The organism is Bacillus sp. PK6-16, from assembly GCF_056530295.1.
Window position 1 is genome coordinate 963482 of the sequence record NZ_CP096511.1, and the last position, 15334, is coordinate 978815.

Below are 15334 nucleotides of genomic sequence, written 5' to 3' on the forward strand. Positions count from 1 at the left end.
TAATAATAAGAGTCGTCTTTTAATAGAATGAATAAAAAGGAGGGTGTGCAGATGGGGATTAGTAGTCGTTTTACAGTAGGTGTTCATATGCTGACATTACTTGCGATAGATCGAAACTCTCGCTGTACCTCTGAATGGATTGCCGGTAGTGTGAATACAAATCCAGTTGTGATTCGTCGCATTACAGGAATGTTGAAGAGAGCAGGGCTTGTTGATGTACAAGCTGGTAAAGGTGGTACGACACTTGCTCGAGATTTAGAAGAAATTACATTACTTGATGTATATAAAGCAGTGGAAGTTGTAGAAGAAGGACAACTATTTTCCTTCCATGAAAATCCCAACATTGAATGTCCAGTAGGAGCTAATATTCAATCAGTATTAGAAATTATTTTAATGCAAGCGCAAGAAGCGATGGAAAACGTACTTGCAAATGTAACGGTAGATCAATTAGTTACAAATTTAAAGTCTAAAATGAAAGAATAAAAAAAGCGAGCTTCCTCATAATGAGGGCTCGCATTTTTTTATTCAGAAATATTGAAAATTCTATTTTTCAGTATTTAAAATGAATTTACCTACGATAGCTGCGAAGATACCACCAAGAATTGGTGCTACGATGAATACCCATAGTTGAGAAAGTGCTTCTCCACCAACAAATAAAGCTGGTGCGATACTACGAGCTGGGTTAACAGATGTTCCAGTTAACGGAATTCCTAATAAGTGAATTAAAACTAATGTGAAACCAATTACTAGTCCAGCTAAAGAAGAACTTCCTTTTTTACCTGTTACAGCAACGATAACTAAAATAAATACGAAAGTTAAAATGAACTCAACTAAAAATGCTCCAGATAAACCAAGAGTTCCGAAACCATTTTGTCCTAAATTATCTAAAGGTGTTTTAGCAGATTTTAAAATTGTTACTAACGTTGCAGTTCCTAATAAACCACCTAAAATTTGAGCTAATACATAATAACAAAGTTCCATAGCGTTCATTCGTTTGTTGATGAACATAGCTACTGATACTGCTGGGTTAATGTGACATCCAGAAATTGTTCCGATGCTATATGCCATAGCTACAATAGATAGACCGAAAGCCATAGCGATTCCTAATGTTCCAATTCCTTCAATTCCGCCGCCAGTGACAGCTACTCCAGTTCCGAATAATACAAGTACAAATGTACCAATAAATTCAGCGATTGCTTTTTTTAACATAATTTACCTCCTATTAATGCGCATGAAACGTATTATAACATAAGTTTTAGTATAAACAGCCAATGAAATACTATTCTGATAAGGCGAAATAGGGGGACAATAAAAAAGAGTATGGTTCATCTCTATAGAACCATACCCTTTTTTTATGCCGATTTTTTCTGTTTAACAACTGGAACAGAACGGTTTAAAATACTATTTGCAACCATTCCTAACATGATAATAATCATTCCGATGAGAGAAAGTCCTTCAGGGAGTGAACCATTTAAGAAAATGATTTCTCCAAGTACGGTAAAGACCATCGTTCCAGCTTGTGTTGCTTCAACAGCTCCAAGTAGAGCGAGGTTATCTTTTGCTAAGTCAGTAGCAAAGAAAAATGTCATCGTTGCAATAACGCCGGAACATAACGCTAACAAAAATCCTTGAAGCATTTGGTTGGATGTTGGAATGCCAGTAGTAGAAAATCCGTATATACCAAGCAAGATTGTTATAGGAAGACTTCCAATTGCCATTCCTAATACACGTTGGAACGTATCAAGGCGTCCACCAACAAGCTCCATCATTTTTCGGTTACCGAACGGATATAAGAAAGCGGCTAATACGACAGGTAAAAAACCTGAAATGAACTGAGTCATTGTAATATGGCCTGCGGCAGTTGCTTGCATACAAATTACACCAAGTAAAATAAATAATGCAACATATAAGCTACGAAGTGGAATTTTTCCACGTACAAGTTTTGTACCTGATTTTGTTTCTATTTTCACGAAAAATAGTGGTGATAGTAGTAAACCAGCTAAAATCGTAACTTGCCAAGTTCCAGCAACGAGCCAAGCTGGAGAAAAGACAGCTGCGAAACTTAATAAAGAATAAAAACCAATACCGGCAACAGAACCCCACCCGATCCATGCCAATGGATGTTTTTTTAACTCTTCCCATAATCCCCTAAAGTTTTTGCGAAATAAAACGATAAGGAATAAAATAGGAAGAGCAAATAAAAAACGGAAGGAAGCTGTCCAAGCCCAGCTCGTTCCAGATACATTCATTGCTCTATTAATAATAAAGGTTGCAGAAAAAAAGGCCGATGATAAAAGACCTAATAAAATTGCGCGCATGAAGTATAGCACTCCTTTCGAAAATAAATAATTATGTATAGTATAATATACTTTTAATTATTAAAAGTAAACTATTTTATACTTTAAGGTGGTTTTATATATGAAAGAAAATGAAGATATGCAAACGAAAGAAGTCATTCAACAAGTTGGACAGTTATTGAGACAAATTCGAAATGAACAGAAATTAAGTTTAGAAGAATTAGCCCATAAAACAGGAGTTAGTAAATTAACATTAGGAAAGATCGAAAGAGGGGAAACAAATCCGACACTAGCTGTCATTTGGAAAATAACGAAAGGATTATCAATTCCTTTATCCAGATTAATGGTTGTTGGAGAACCTGTAGCTGTTGCGCGCTGTGGAGAAGGATTTGCAGTAGATGAAGGACAAGCGTGGCATTTAGAAACGATGTTCCGTTATACGAAAGAAACAGGGATGGAAATGCACCGTGCTTGTTTACGATCAAATAGTATATATGAGCCAGAAGCTCATCATGAAGGTGCGATTGAGCTTGTAACGGTAATGAAAGGGAAAGTGTCTATTCAAGTGGAGAATGATGTATACGAATTAAATGAGTTTGATTCCATTCAATTTGAAGCGAATAAGAAGCATATTTATAAAAATGAAGAAGAAGAAGTGGCGGTATTACATTTAACGATGAAATATTCTTCATGAAAAAATCACCTATAGGATTCTATAGGTGATTTGCTCTTCTTAAGTATGTGAAATAATGCCGTTAGTACGAACGTGGCATAAGTAATAAACAAATGAAATAAACTAAAAATCCTGTCCCAAAACATAAAACAGCAATAACCCAAATGATACGAATAAGAGTAGAGCTAATATCAAAATATTCTCCTAAACCACCACATATACCAAATAGCATTTTATCAGTTTCGGATTTACATAACTTTTTTGACATATTCCAATCAACTCCTTTTTATATCAAACTGCATACTTTTATTCTATATGGAAATTTATGAGAAGACTATGGGGTTGTATTACATTTTTTTTGTGAGAAGTGATCGTATTAATTGTCTTAATTTTCAGTGGATATTAAACTTGTAGTTATGAGGTGATTTTTAATAAAGGGTGGGGAAATAGAGATGACAGTATATTGGTTGACTAACGTAATGCTTGAATCAGGATATACATATGAAGAAGAGAGAATTTCACAAACAGAAACAGAATTATGCAGTTTACTTATTGAAGATGGTCGAATTAAAAAAATTATAAAAGGGATTGTTCAAGAGGAAGATATAGTAACTTTTGATGCTAAGAACTTATTAATGTTGCCAGCTTTCAAAGAGATGCACATTCACATTGATAAAACATATTATAGTGGCCCATGGAAAGCTTGTATGCCAGCAGAAAGTATTTTTACACGTTTTAATGAAGAAGAAAAAATTTTACCAAAGCAATTAGCGACTGCCCAAAATAGAGCGGAAAATATGCTAGAGTTACTACTGCAAAATGGTGCAACGAATATTAGAACGCATTGTAATGTTGATCCAATTATTGGGCTTGGTAATTTGGAGGCGACGTTAGCGGCATTAGAAACATATAAAAATCGAGTATCTAGTAGAATTGTTGCGTTTCCGCAACATGGATTATTGCGCAGTAATTCTGTGCAACTCGTGAAAGATGCGATGCGTATGGGTGCTCATCTAGTCGGAGGAGTAGATCCAGCTACAGTGGATAATGACATCGAAAAGTCATTACATACAATTATGGATATCGCAGTCGAATTTAATGCGGATGTTGATATTCATTTGCACGATGCGAATAATCTTGGAACGTTTACGATGAAGAGATTGGCAAGTTTAACAGAAGAAGCAGGATGGCAAGGCCGTGTAACGATTAGTCATGCACTTGGACTTGGTGGTGTTACTGATAAAGAGGCTGAAGAAGTGGCAGAAAGACTCGCAAATGTAAATATTGATATTACTTCAACAGTGCCAATTGGTAAACAAGTAATCCCAATTCCGTTATTAGATAAAAAAGGTGTTAAGGTTTCATTAGGCAATGATAGCATTACAGATCATTGGTCACCGTTTGGAACAGGTGATATGCTTCAAAAGGCGAATCGATTAGCAGAGCGTTTTGGGTGGAGTGACGAAAGGTCTTTAGGAAAAGCACTCCGCTTTATTACAGGAGGAAAAGAAGCGTTAAATAAGGAAGGGAAACGAGTATGGCCGAATGTAGGGGATGAAGCGAGCTTTGTTTTGACGAATGCGACATGCGCTGCTGAAGCAGTAGCACGTCAAACAGAAAAACGTTTAGTCGTGTATAAAGGAAATATTGTTGTTGGAAGTTTAAATGAGGTGGAATTAAATAATCTTGTGTAGAAGAATCGTTTAAATATTTTGAGGAGGGTTCTAATGGTGAGTATAGAACTCTTCTTTTTTATTCTTACAATATATTTTTATAGGAAAGCTAGAAGGGATGAAAAAATTGGACAATCAACATAACCAAAATCATATTATGGGAACTTTACAATGGTTTATATTTTTATTAGCAAATTCAATCGCACTACCAATTGTCGTTGGCGGATTATTTCATCTTACGACGGAAGAAATATTTTATTTAATGCAGCGTACGTTTTTTGTAGTTGGTATATCTTCTTTTTTACAAGGATGGCTTGGGCATAGACTACCAATTGCGGATGGGCCGGCTGGATCTTGGGTTGGTGTATTTACCGTACTTGCTTATGCAACGGCCGGACAAGATCAATTACATAGTACACTGCAAATTTTAGAATTAGGAATGATAATCTCCGGTATTATTTTAATAGGATTAGGAGTAACTGGTTTTATAGGACGTATTTTATTTTTATTTACGCCGCTTGTGACAGGGACGTTTTTACTTTTATTATGTTTACAATTAAGTGGTGTATTTTTAAAAGGAATGTTAGGAATTACAGCTACTATTTCTCAAATCGACGGATTTACAGCAATGATCGCGTTTAGTATATTTCTGTTCGTTATTATACTATCTAATTTTGGAAAAGGCTTTGTCAAAAGTTATGCAGTTTTAATAGGATTAATTAGTGGGTGGATTATTTTTCTCATTGCAGGAAAAGTGACAATCCCATCTCAAGTAACTCATTTTGTGCAACTTCCACATATATTTGCTTGGGGACTTCCAAAATGGAATACAGGTATGGCTGTATCAAGTTTTGTTATGGTATGTATTTTAGTTTCGAATACGGTGGCAGCTATTATAGCAATTAATCAAGCAACTATTCATAAAGCGACTATTGAACAAAAACAGTTGAAAGATGGAACATGGGTTGGGGGGATTTCGCATATCATCTCTTCTGTATTTTCAACTGTAGGTGTCGTTCCGTTACCAGCAACGGCAGGATTTATACGTTTAACAAAACAAAAATATATCCGATCGTTCTTAATGGCATGTGCGTTACTAGTCGTAATGTCTCTTTTTCCAAGTATTATTCGTTACTTAGCATCTTTACCATCAGCTGTCGCATCGGCTGTTTTAATGGCTTCGTTCGTACAGTTAATTGGAATTGGATTTAATAATATAAAACAAGTGCCGATGAGTGAAAGGAATGTAACGATTTTAGGCGTTGCAGTATTATTTGGCAGCGGCGTTATGTTTTTACCGTCTGGAGCACTCCAATCCTTGCCGTCTGTTATGCAATATATATTCGGTAATGGCTTATTTGTAGGTACGGTTGTAAGTATATTGCTAGAACAAATATGGCGCGTTGGAAAGTAAGTGGATAAAAAGAGTGTACGCACTGTATAAAAGTCTAAAATAACATAGGAAATAAAGCCCATTTTCATTCACCACCTGCACATTTCGTTCATACAATATCTTGACTAAATAAACACCCAACTTACACATACACAGCTCTGGCTTAAGCAAGGAGGGTTATACCAGTTGAAGGAAAAAGCGTATCAATCTAAACCTTTACTCACAAAGAGAGAGAGAGAAGTATTTGAATTGCTGGTTCAAGATAAAACAACGAAGGAAATTGCAGGTGAACTTTTTATAAGTGAAAAGACAGTTCGCAACCACATCTCAAACGCAATGCAAAAGCTAGGGGTTAAAGGACGTTCACAAGCAGTTGTGGAGCTTCTTCGTATGGGAGAGCTCGAATTATAAGAAAGCAGCCGACTTTTATATAAAAGTCGGCTATTTTTTTGTTTGCTTCACTTGCTATATGAATGATAAAAACGTTTCATACATAAATAGGTAATAAGGAGGGGATATGTTGAAAAGGATATTGTTAGTTTCAACAAGTGCTCATGATATGAATGGACACCCGACTGGTTTGTGGCTTGAAGAGCTCGCAGCTCCTTATCATGTATTAAAAAAGGCTAAGTTTGATGTTGATATTGTGTCAATAAAAGGCGGGAGAGTACCTATAGATAGAGTGTCTATTCCGAATGGTATACCTCGCGAATTCAAGCATGTAGCTTCTTTATTGCAAAATACGAGGCCGATTTCAAATGTTCATTTTTCGGATTATGATGCGGTTTTATTTGGTGGTGGGCACGGGGCGATTGTAGATTTTCCAGGTAATCCATATGTAGCAAATTTGATTGAGAATATGTATAACAATAACCGGATTGTAGCGGCTGTTTGTCACGGAGTAAGCTCTTTAATCGGTGTGAAAAATAAGGATGGCTCGTTTTTTGTTGCGGGTAAGCGTATAACAGGTTATACAAACGATGAAGAAAGAGCTGTACATTTAGAAAAGCGCGTTCCGTTTTTGCTAGAAAGTAAGTTGAAAGAAGAAGGAGCTTTGTTTTATGTAGCCCCCAATTTTACGCCGCATGTAGTAGTAGATGGTCATTTAATTACAGGACAAAATCCACAGTCTAGCGTGGAAATAGGTAAGGCTATAAAAAGGGCTGTAAATAAATTATAGAAAAAGTACCCGCTACTAACAAAGGTAGTGGGTATTTTTATCCCTCTATTTTCCAGGTAGTAGGACCGCGATTGGTGAGGGCTAATAATCAGTGGGGGATGAACAAAACTCCCACTGATTAAAGTTTCACTTTATTCTAAAATTCCCGCCTCAAAATTGGTTTGTAACCGTCCAGTTGGTAATAATTGATTATAGTTTTTTATGTATAGTATATGAAAATGTAATAAACTAAAAAGGCATAATGAGTATAATAACTTCATTTATAATCATTCGTGAATTTGCTATACTATTTTGTATGGACAAAAGGGGAGGCTCTTTTAAATGAGAAAAGTCGCATGTGCAAATACTTATATTAATAAAATAAAGCCCATTATTAGAAAGACAAGTTTTAGCCAATTGAAAATAGATGAAATTGCGAAATATATGGATATTAGTAAAGCTACTTTATATAAACGTTTTTCTTCGAAAGATGAAATTATTGAGGCGGTAGTAGAGGATTTCATGAACTATCTACTCGAAGGTGATGCGGATAATCAAGATGAAAGTATGTCATTTACAGAACGTTTCCAAAAGACGTTTATCCATTCTTTAAAATGTGTGACATATATTTCGGATGTTTTTTTGCAAGATTTGAAAGAAGCATATCCGCATTTGTCGGATCAATTAGTCGCTGCCCAACAAAATCGTAACCATAATTTGCAAATGTTTTTTGAAGCGGGTATGGAACAAGGTTATTTTAATAAAATGAATGCACAATTATTTATGGTACAAGATGATGTGATGTTAAGACGTATTATAGATCATTCTTTTTGTATTCAGTACGATATTACGTTAAAGAAAGCGATACTTGATTTTTATCAATTAAAGAAGTATCAACTTTTTAAACCAGAGTATATAGAAGCAATTGATGATTCTGAAATTGAAAAAGAAGTTATTGCTATTTTGCAAATGATTTCGTAAAAAAGCAGATCTCCCTTAATAGAGGAGAATCTGCTTTTTTAGTACATATTATTTTTGCAATTGTTTTAATACTAATTCGGCTACTAGACCACCTGAAGCTGGGTTTTGACCAGTGATAACACGATTATCTTCTAGAGCATAAGCTTCCCACGGTTGCGCGGCTTTTTCGTAAAGTCCTCCATTTTTAATGAGTTCATCTTCTGTTAAAAATGGAACGAATTGATCTAATTCAGCTAATTTTTCTTCTTCATTTGAAAAGCCTGTTACCTTCTTACCGCTAATTAAACGATCCCCATTGCTTAATGTAATATGAAATAAACCAGCAGCTCCATGACAAACCGAAGAAACAATTCCGCCGTTTTCATAAATATTGCGGCTAATATTTTGAAGTTCTTTATTTTCTGGGAAGTCCCAAATAACCCCGTGGCCACCTGCGTAATAAATAACAGCGTAGTCTTCTGGATTCACTTCACTTGGTTTCATTGTAGAACCGAGGCGATTCATAAACTCTTTCTTTTGATACCATTCCCAATCGATACTCTCCGCCATTGCTAAACTATGTGGATCAATTGGTGTATAACCGCCTTGTGGACTGACGTAATCAACTTCGTAACCCGCTTCTTCTACTTTTTTTACGAAATGTACAGCTTCACCAAGCCAAAGTCCGGTAGCCCTATTTAAATTTGGGTATTTTTCTACGCTTGTTAATACAACTAACATTTTTCTCTTCATCATAATCCTCCTATAATGTCTCTTCTATATAAAAGTTCTGTATGCGTTTCATTTTATTAAGTTAAAAAATGTAAATTTGAATAATCATGCCAGTCCTCCTTATATCGGCTTCAAAATTAGTGTATAATAACTTTTGAACAAAGTAAACTAAAAAGGCTTAATTAGTTTACTTTGTATATTTTTCGTTGACAAACTGTAATGCTGAAACTATGATAGTTCCATGAATATCGAACAACATACGTGTTTCGTTTCGAATTCAATTTACCCCGCATTAACGGGCAGTAAGACCTCCATCTCAAAATTCAGCGGAAGCAAAGAAGTTAGGTGGGGGTTGGGCTGCCCGTAAAAGCCCGATTGGTGAGGGCTAATAATCAGTGGGGGATGAACACAAACCTCACTGATTAAAGTTTCACTTTATCGCGCGATAAATTAGCAACTTTTACACATTTAATGAAGTTGTTTAGTGGTGATACAACATTTAAATAAGTTCATTTTTTTATCTATAGTTTGATAGTTTTAAAATTGCAATCAGGAGAGTGTTACACATGGGGAAAGATATAAGAAACCATTCGAAATGGTTTGTTTTTACATTATGTTTTATTGTTTTGTTAGGACCGATGAACGCTGTGTTATTTAATGTAGCGCTAGAGGATATTGCCAATGATTTATCAATTAGTCAATCGAAAGTAAGCTGGGTTGTAGTAGGGTATTCCTTAGTTGTCGGTATTGGTTCGATAATATATGGAAAGCTGGCTGATCGTTACAGTGTAAAAAGACTATTAATTATTTCTATTATCATATTTGTAGCTGGTTCTATTGTTGGATTTATGAATCAATCTTATGAAATTATCATTTTCGCAAGGTTAGTGCAGGCGAGCGGGGGAGCAGCGTTTATTGCGCTTAGTATGATTGCGGTGGCGAAATTAGTTGCTCCAGCTAAAAAAACAGGTGCGTTAGCAATGATTAGTTCTTCTATTGCATTAGCGGTTGGTATTGGACCTTTAGTAGGTGGGGCAATTACAAATACGTTAGGGTGGCCGTATTTATTTTTATTTATGGTTATTTCAATGATTGGTATTTTCTTACTCGTAAAATTTATGCCAGAAGAGGCGCGACATACAGATGAAGTGTTTCGCTTTGATTTCATTGGAGCAGTTTTATTATTTGTATTGATTACGACCATTTTATTAGGAGTTAATATTAATAGTTGGCTTTTTGTGTTATCTGTTGTTTTTCTATTTTTATTTAAGGCTCATATGAAGAGAACAGAGTCGCCGTTTATTGATATTGAGTTATTTACAAATAAACCATTACTTCGTTTAATAGCGGTCGGATTTATCATTAATGTGGCGTTATGTGCTAGTTTATTATTATTACCATTACTGTTAGGAAGAGGACATGGATTGTCTCCATTCGTTATTGGAATTGTATTGTTTATTGCATCTCTCTTTGGTATTGTATCTAGTTTTATTACCGGAAAGATTATTCCTTCGTTTGGGAATGTGAAGATGATGTATGTAGCTTCTGTAGTTATGATCATTGGCTTTTTAATTTTAGGGATTATTCCGGACGGGAACTTACTCTTTATTTTATTTGCGGTTATTTTAACATTTATGAGTTATTCGGCAATTCAAGTATCATTAAACACATTTATCCCGAAAACATTAAATCCAGCTAAAGTTGGAGTCGGTCTTGGTTTATATAATTTAATTAACTTTTTCGGTATGGCATTTGGACCAGCTGTAGCGAGCAAAATTATGGAATCTACAAATAGTTATCGATTAAATTTTATTTTGATCGTCATTTTAATTGCTGCTCATTTCTTCTTATTAATGGGAATGTCTTCTTTTCAAAAAAAGATGGAGCAATGAATATGCACTTTATATAGAAGAAACCGACTTTCTTATAGAAGGTCGGTTATTTTTCTATCTTGCAAATTACGAAAAAAAGGAGCAAAATAAAAAAGGTCCTAGTCTATACATGGGAAAATGAAAATTTTCATACAGAAGCATTTGAAGTGAGCGAACTTAAAGTGTGTAAAATATAATGATAAACATAAAAGATGATGAATGAGAAAACGGGTGATGAAGTTGAATAGAGCAATCGGTGTTATCGATTCAGGAGTTGGCGGTTTAACAGTAGCGAAGGAATTAATTCGTCAGTTGCCGAAAGAGCGTATCATATATTTAGGAGATACAGCACGTTGTCCTTATGGTCCACGTTCTCGAGAAGAAGTACGTCAATTTACGTGGGAAATGACAGAGCATTTACTAGACTTAAATATTAAAATGTTAGTTATTGCGTGTAATACAGCAACTGCAGTTGTATTAGAAGAGATGCAAAAACAATTACCAATTCCAGTAGTAGGAGTTATTCACCCAGGATCACGTACAGCTTTAAAAGTGACAAACACGTATCACGTTGGGATCATTGGAACGATTGGAACGGTGAAAAGTGGTGCATACGAAGAGGCGTTAAAGTCTATTAATAACCGTGTTATGGTAGAAAGTTTAGCTTGTCCACCTTTCGTTGAACTTGTAGAGAGTGGGAATTTCGAAAGTGAAATGGCGTATGAAGTTGTAAGAGAAACGTTGCAACCACTGAAAAGTACCGATATTGATACACTTATATTAGGGTGTACACATTATCCGATTTTAGGACCTGTTATTAAAAAAGTAATGGGAGATAAAGTGCAACTAATTAGTTCTGGTGATGAAACAGCACGTGAAGTAAGTACAATCTTATATCATAGTAAAATGTTGAATGAAGGAGAAGAACAAAGCGATCATCTCTTCTTAACAACAGGAAAAATAGGCTTGTTTAAAGAAATTGCATCAAAATGGTTCGGTCAACCGATTGAAAATGTGAAGCATATTCATTTAGAAAAAGAATAATAGTAGAATTTATATAAGTGAGCTCCTGAGAAATCAGGAGTTTTTGTTTTATCTTGCTATTTGCTGGGGAGTAAGACTCCTGTTGATTAAAGTTTCAATTTATAAGAGGCGCAGCTTGTTCTAAAACGTGAAACAGCTCGTATACATAATAGTACAAACTTAGATTTTAGGGGGGAATGGCATGCCTAAATCCACTTTTAAATGGGTTGTTGGTGCTACTGTGAGTGCTGTTTTACTAACAGGGTGTGGCTTTATAAATCAAGAGAAAGCAACTGAACAAATTGATCCGCCAAAACAAGTTACGTATACAGAGGGTGGGAAGAAAGAAGTAGCTAAAAAAGATAAGCAAGGGCAAATGGTAAATAGAGAACTATACCTTGTTGATAAAAATGGTTATGTTGTACCACAAACGTTAGCTATACCTACTCCGAAAGCAAATGAGACTGTGAAGCAAACGTTAGAATACCTTGTGAAAGATGGACCGGTAACGAATTTATTACCGAATGGGTTTCGTGCAGTCATTCCGGCGAATACAACGATGACCTTAGATTTGAAAAAGGACGGAACGGCAGTTATTGATTTCTCTAAAGAAATGAAAAACTATGCGAAAGAAGAAGAGCGTCAAATCGTTGAATCTATAGCTTGGACGTTGACGCAATTTACAGAGATAAAACAAGTGCAGTTCCAAATAAATGGTGAGAAATTGGCAAAGATGCCGGTTGGTGGTACACCGCTTGGTGAAGGAGTGAGCCGTGCAAATGGTATTAACTTCGATGATGAACAAGTAGCAGATGTAACAAATACAAAACCAGTCACACTGTATTTTATGGCGCAAAATAATAATAAACAGCAATACTACGTACCAGTCACACGCCGCGTTGCGGAAGGTAAAGAAAATGACTATGCAACAATTATAGATGAACTTGTAAAAGGTCCGATCCATCAATCGCTCCTGAATGATTTTAATCCAGGCGTTAAGCTTATTACGAATCCGAAATTACAAGACGGAAATCTTACATTAAACTTTAATGAAAATATATTTGTAAACCCAGATAAAAATATGATCTCAAATTACGTATTGAAGTCGTTAGTTTTATCTTTAACAGAAAAGAAAGGTGTGAAAAATATTTCTATTGAAGTGAATGGAAAAGCAAATCTTATAGATGAAAAGGGCGGAAAGTTAATAAAACCTGTAGATCGTCCAGAAAACGTGAATACAGGTAGTTTTTAATCGTCAATAATTTGATATACTTAAGTAAGAAAGAGGAATTGCTTTTTGGGTTCCTCTTCTTTTATTGTATACATATCATACATTTAAATTTGGCTATACTAACAAGTAGTTATGAGGAGGTTATTTTTATGCGAGTAGATGGTAGAGAGAAAACAGAATTACGCCATATACATATTCATACGAATTATTTAAAACATCCAGAAGGATCAGTGTTAATTGAGGTTGGGGATACAAAGGTAATTTGCTCAGCGACAATTGAAGAGCGTGTCCCGCCATTTATGCGTGGAGAAGGAAAGGGCTGGGTAACAGCTGAATATGCGATGATTCCACGTGCGACAGAACAACGTACAATTAGGGAGTCAAGCAAAGGGAAAGTAACAGGACGTACAATGGAAATCCAGCGCTTAATAGGACGAGCATTACGTGCGGTAGTTGATTTAGAAGCGCTTGGCGAGAGAACAGTTTGGATTGACTGTGATGTCATCCAAGCAGATGGTGGAACGAGAACAGCTTCTATTACAGGTGCATATGTAGCGATGGTATTAGCTTTCGAGAAATTATTACAAGCAGAAAAAGTATCTAAAATTCCAGTAAAAGATTATTTAGCAGCAACATCAGTAGGAATTGTTGAAGAGCAAGGTGTTGTTTTAGATTTAAACTATGCAGAAGATTCTAAAGCAGACGTTGATATGAATGTAATTATGACTGGAAAAGGTCAGTTCGTTGAAGTGCAAGGAACTGGAGAAGAAGCGACGTTTAGTAGAGCGCAGTTAAATGAATTACTTGATGCAGCAGAACAAGGCATTTTCCAACTGATTGATATGCAAAAAGAAGCGTTAGGTGACATCGTATCTCATATAGAGTAGAGGTGGAAAGTATGAAACAAGTTGTTGTAGCGACAAAAAATATGGGGAAAGTACGTGAATTTGCTGAGTTATTTGAGCGATTTGATTTAGAAGTGAAATCATTACACGATTTTCCTCATATTGAAGAAGTCGAAGAAACTGGTGAAACATTTGAAGAAAATGCGATCTTAAAAGCGGATAGTTTGAGTAGACAGTTGAATGCAATTGTAATTGCGGATGATTCAGGTCTTATTGTAGATGCGTTAAACGGGAAACCAGGCGTGTATTCAGCTCGTTTTGCTGGAGAGCCAAAAGATGATCAAGCGAATATTGATAAAGTTTTACAAGAATTAAATGAAATACCGTTTGATAAGCGTAAAGCTCGCTTCTACTGTGCATTAGCAGTAGCTTTCCCTGAAGGTGATAAAAAGCCTGTCATTGTAAACGGGACATGTGAAGGATTTATTTTAGAACAACGCCGCGGAGAAAATGGCTTTGGATACGATCCGATCTTTTATGTGGAAGAGTACAAAAAAGCAATGGCGGAATTAAGTTCAGATGAAAAAAATGCTATTAGTCACCGCGGACGTGCTCTTCGTAAGTTAGAAGAAAAAATCCCGGAATGGTTTTTAGGAGAATAAGGGAGAGAGAATGATGAAAGCTTTAATCGTAAGCGATAGTCATAGCTCTGTGAAGGAATTACAGCAGTTGAAAGAGAAGTGTGAAGGGAAAGTAGATATCATGATTCATTGCGGTGATTCAGAGCTAACATCTGCTCATGAAGAACTGCAAGGTTTCCATGTTGTAAAAGGAAACTGTGATTATGCTAACTTTCAAGATGAAATTGTAACTGATGTAGATGGAATTCGCTTCTTAGTTGTGCATGGACATCGCCATAATGTGAAAATGACATTACAAACGCTAGCGTACCATGCTGAAGAAGTGGGAGCGCAAGTTGCATGCTTCGGGCATTCTCACGTATTAGGTGCGGAATTAATCGAGGGCGTTTTATTTATTAATCCAGGCAGTATTTTATTACCACGTCAGCGTGTAGAAAAGACATTTGCTTTATTAGAAATGGATGAAAATCAAATGGAAGTTCGTTTTGAAACGTTAGACGGACAACTAGTTGAACAGGCAGTTTTTAAAAGAGGATAAGAAAATTTATCCTCTTTTAAAAAAGGTGTTGACTTTATGTGTGGTTATACATATAATAAATATTGTCGATAGGGCAACGGCGCTAACGAAGAAAAGAAAATAACATATGCGGGTGTAGTTTAGTGGTAAAACAAGAGCCTTCCAAGCTCTGGTCGAGAGTTCGATTCTCTTCACCCGCTCCATGTCCCAGTAGCTCAGCCGGATAGAGCATACGCCTTCTAAGCGTACGGTCGGGAGTTCGAATCTCTCCTGGGACGCTAAAAAAACCTTGTTATCAAAAGATAACAAGGTTTTTTGT

The 15334-nt window shown here is 35.8% G+C and carries 17 protein-coding genes and 2 tRNA genes; 15 read left to right on the forward strand and 4 right to left on the reverse strand.

Going from position 1 to position 15334, the window contains the following annotated elements:
* Positions 1–51 precede the first annotated feature (51 nt).
* On the forward strand, positions 52–483 hold the full coding sequence (locus M1D66_RS04960) for an Rrf2 family transcriptional regulator (protein WP_000512998.1): 432 nt from the start codon (positions 52–54) through the stop codon (positions 481–483).
* Positions 484–543: 60 nt separating this feature from the next.
* Here M1D66_RS04960 and M1D66_RS04965 read toward each other — a convergent pair whose 3' ends face one another.
* Positions 544–1209 (reverse strand): aquaporin, encoded by a 666-nt coding sequence (locus M1D66_RS04965; RefSeq protein ID WP_000913213.1) that lies wholly within the window; start codon positions 1207–1209, stop codon positions 544–546.
* Between the two features lie 143 nt (positions 1210–1352).
* The gene (locus tag M1D66_RS04970; RefSeq protein ID WP_001201629.1) at positions 1353–2318 is read right to left on the reverse strand and encodes a DMT family transporter; all 966 of its coding nucleotides are present in this window, start codon (positions 2316–2318) and stop codon (positions 1353–1355) included.
* Between the two features lie 100 nt (positions 2319–2418).
* Between M1D66_RS04970 and M1D66_RS04975 the strand changes: the two genes are divergently transcribed.
* On the forward strand, positions 2419–2991 hold the full coding sequence (locus M1D66_RS04975) for a helix-turn-helix domain-containing protein (RefSeq protein ID WP_000661924.1): 573 nt from the start codon (positions 2419–2421) through the stop codon (positions 2989–2991).
* A 61-nt stretch (positions 2992–3052) separates the two neighbouring features.
* On the opposite strand, the gene M1D66_RS04980 is transcribed toward M1D66_RS04975, so the two are convergent.
* Positions 3053–3238 carry a PspC domain-containing protein gene (locus tag M1D66_RS04980; RefSeq protein ID WP_000038411.1) on the reverse strand — a complete coding sequence of 62 codons (186 nt, stop codon included), beginning with the start codon at positions 3236–3238 and terminating at the stop codon, positions 3053–3055.
* Positions 3239–3422: 184 nt separating this feature from the next.
* On the opposite strand from M1D66_RS04980, the gene M1D66_RS04985 reads away from it, so the two are divergent.
* The 5 genes from M1D66_RS04985 to M1D66_RS05005 all read left to right on the forward strand — a co-directional run bounded on the left by M1D66_RS04985 (position 3423) and on the right by M1D66_RS05005 (position 8176).
* Positions 3423–4664 (forward strand): amidohydrolase family protein, encoded by a 1242-nt coding sequence (locus tag M1D66_RS04985; protein ID WP_000219562.1) that lies wholly within the window; start codon positions 3423–3425, stop codon positions 4662–4664.
* Positions 4665–4761: 97 nt separating this feature from the next.
* Complete coding sequence (locus tag M1D66_RS04990; RefSeq protein WP_000732140.1) at positions 4762–6057, forward strand: purine/pyrimidine permease; 1296 nt, start codon at positions 4762–4764, stop codon at positions 6055–6057.
* A 165-nt stretch (positions 6058–6222) separates the two neighbouring features.
* Positions 6223–6447, forward strand: coding sequence for a spore germination transcription factor GerE (gerE, locus tag M1D66_RS04995; protein ID WP_000659484.1), 225 nt, complete (start codon positions 6223–6225; stop codon positions 6445–6447).
* 106 nt (positions 6448–6553) lie between these two features.
* Entirely contained in the window at positions 6554–7216 is a 663-nt protein-coding gene (locus M1D66_RS05000; protein ID WP_000919609.1) for a type 1 glutamine amidotransferase domain-containing protein, read from the forward strand.
* Positions 7217–7537: 321 nt separating this feature from the next.
* The gene (locus M1D66_RS05005; protein ID WP_001233006.1) at positions 7538–8176 is read left to right on the forward strand and encodes a TetR/AcrR family transcriptional regulator; all 639 of its coding nucleotides are present in this window, start codon (positions 7538–7540) and stop codon (positions 8174–8176) included.
* A gap of 48 nt (positions 8177–8224) precedes the next feature.
* Here the strand turns inward: M1D66_RS05005 and M1D66_RS05010 are convergent, their stop codons facing one another.
* Positions 8225–8908 carry a type 1 glutamine amidotransferase domain-containing protein gene (locus tag M1D66_RS05010; protein ID WP_000823847.1) on the reverse strand — a complete coding sequence of 228 codons (684 nt, stop codon included), beginning with the start codon at positions 8906–8908 and terminating at the stop codon, positions 8225–8227.
* Positions 8909–9453: 545 nt separating this feature from the next.
* Between M1D66_RS05010 and M1D66_RS05015 the strand changes: the two genes are divergently transcribed.
* The 8 genes from M1D66_RS05015 to M1D66_RS05050 all read left to right on the forward strand — a co-directional run bounded on the left by M1D66_RS05015 (position 9454) and on the right by M1D66_RS05050 (position 15293).
* Positions 9454–10779 (forward strand): MFS transporter, encoded by a 1326-nt coding sequence (locus tag M1D66_RS05015; protein WP_025710196.1) that lies wholly within the window; start codon positions 9454–9456, stop codon positions 10777–10779.
* Between the two features lie 213 nt (positions 10780–10992).
* On the forward strand, positions 10993–11802 hold the full coding sequence (gene racE / locus M1D66_RS05020; RefSeq protein ID WP_000774005.1) for a glutamate racemase: 810 nt from the start codon (positions 10993–10995) through the stop codon (positions 11800–11802).
* 181 nt (positions 11803–11983) lie between these two features.
* A complete protein-coding gene (gene gerM / locus M1D66_RS05025) occupies positions 11984–13033 on the forward strand; it encodes a spore germination protein GerM (RefSeq protein WP_001126748.1) in 1050 nt (349 codons plus the stop codon).
* A 128-nt stretch (positions 13034–13161) separates the two neighbouring features.
* Positions 13162–13899, forward strand: coding sequence for a ribonuclease PH (gene rph / locus M1D66_RS05030; protein WP_001261765.1), 738 nt, complete (start codon positions 13162–13164; stop codon positions 13897–13899).
* Between the two features lie 11 nt (positions 13900–13910).
* Complete coding sequence (locus tag M1D66_RS05035; protein ID WP_000815939.1) at positions 13911–14519, forward strand: XTP/dITP diphosphatase; 609 nt, start codon at positions 13911–13913, stop codon at positions 14517–14519.
* A 13-nt stretch (positions 14520–14532) separates the two neighbouring features.
* Positions 14533–15036: a metallophosphoesterase gene (locus M1D66_RS05040; protein ID WP_242555025.1), complete on the forward strand. Its 504-nt coding sequence runs from the start codon at positions 14533–14535 to the stop codon at positions 15034–15036.
* A gap of 108 nt (positions 15037–15144) precedes the next feature.
* A tRNA-Gly gene (locus M1D66_RS05045) sits at positions 15145–15218 on the forward strand.
* Between the two features lies 1 nt (position 15219).
* Positions 15220–15293 (forward strand) — tRNA-Arg (locus M1D66_RS05050).
* Positions 15294–15334: the final 41 nt, after the last annotated feature.

Bases quoted from the DNA above. Each gene is read 5' to 3' on its own strand.
- M1D66_RS04975 (WP_000661924.1), top strand. From the start codon at position 2,419: ATGAAAGAAAATGAAGATATGCAAACGAAAGAAGTCATTCAACAAGTT.
- M1D66_RS04985 (WP_000219562.1), top strand. From the start codon at position 3,423: ATGACAGTATATTGGTTGACTAACGTAATGCTTGAATCAGGATATACA.
- racE (WP_000774005.1), top strand. From the start codon at position 10,993: ATGAAGTTGAATAGAGCAATCGGTGTTATCGATTCAGGAGTTGGCGGT.
- M1D66_RS05040 (WP_242555025.1), top strand. From the start codon at position 14,533: ATGAAAGCTTTAATCGTAAGCGATAGTCATAGCTCTGTGAAGGAATTA.
- M1D66_RS05015 (WP_025710196.1), top strand. From the start codon at position 9,454: ATGGGGAAAGATATAAGAAACCATTCGAAATGGTTTGTTTTTACATTA.
- M1D66_RS05010 (WP_000823847.1), bottom strand. From the start codon at position 8,908: ATGAAGAGAAAAATGTTAGTTGTATTAACAAGCGTAGAAAAATACCCA.
- gerM (WP_001126748.1), top strand. From the start codon at position 11,984: ATGCCTAAATCCACTTTTAAATGGGTTGTTGGTGCTACTGTGAGTGCT.
- M1D66_RS04960 (WP_000512998.1), top strand. From the start codon at position 52: ATGGGGATTAGTAGTCGTTTTACAGTAGGTGTTCATATGCTGACATTA.
- M1D66_RS04965 (WP_000913213.1), bottom strand. From the start codon at position 1,209: ATGTTAAAAAAAGCAATCGCTGAATTTATTGGTACATTTGTACTTGTA.
- M1D66_RS05005 (WP_001233006.1), top strand. From the start codon at position 7,538: ATGAGAAAAGTCGCATGTGCAAATACTTATATTAATAAAATAAAGCCC.
- M1D66_RS04970 (WP_001201629.1), bottom strand. From the start codon at position 2,318: ATGCGCGCAATTTTATTAGGTCTTTTATCATCGGCCTTTTTTTCTGCA.
- M1D66_RS05035 (WP_000815939.1), top strand. From the start codon at position 13,911: ATGAAACAAGTTGTTGTAGCGACAAAAAATATGGGGAAAGTACGTGAA.
- M1D66_RS04980 (WP_000038411.1), bottom strand. From the start codon at position 3,238: ATGTCAAAAAAGTTATGTAAATCCGAAACTGATAAAATGCTATTTGGT.
- rph (WP_001261765.1), top strand. From the start codon at position 13,162: ATGCGAGTAGATGGTAGAGAGAAAACAGAATTACGCCATATACATATT.
- M1D66_RS05000 (WP_000919609.1), top strand. From the start codon at position 6,554: ATGTTGAAAAGGATATTGTTAGTTTCAACAAGTGCTCATGATATGAAT.
- M1D66_RS04990 (WP_000732140.1), top strand. From the start codon at position 4,762: ATGAAAAAATTGGACAATCAACATAACCAAAATCATATTATGGGAACT.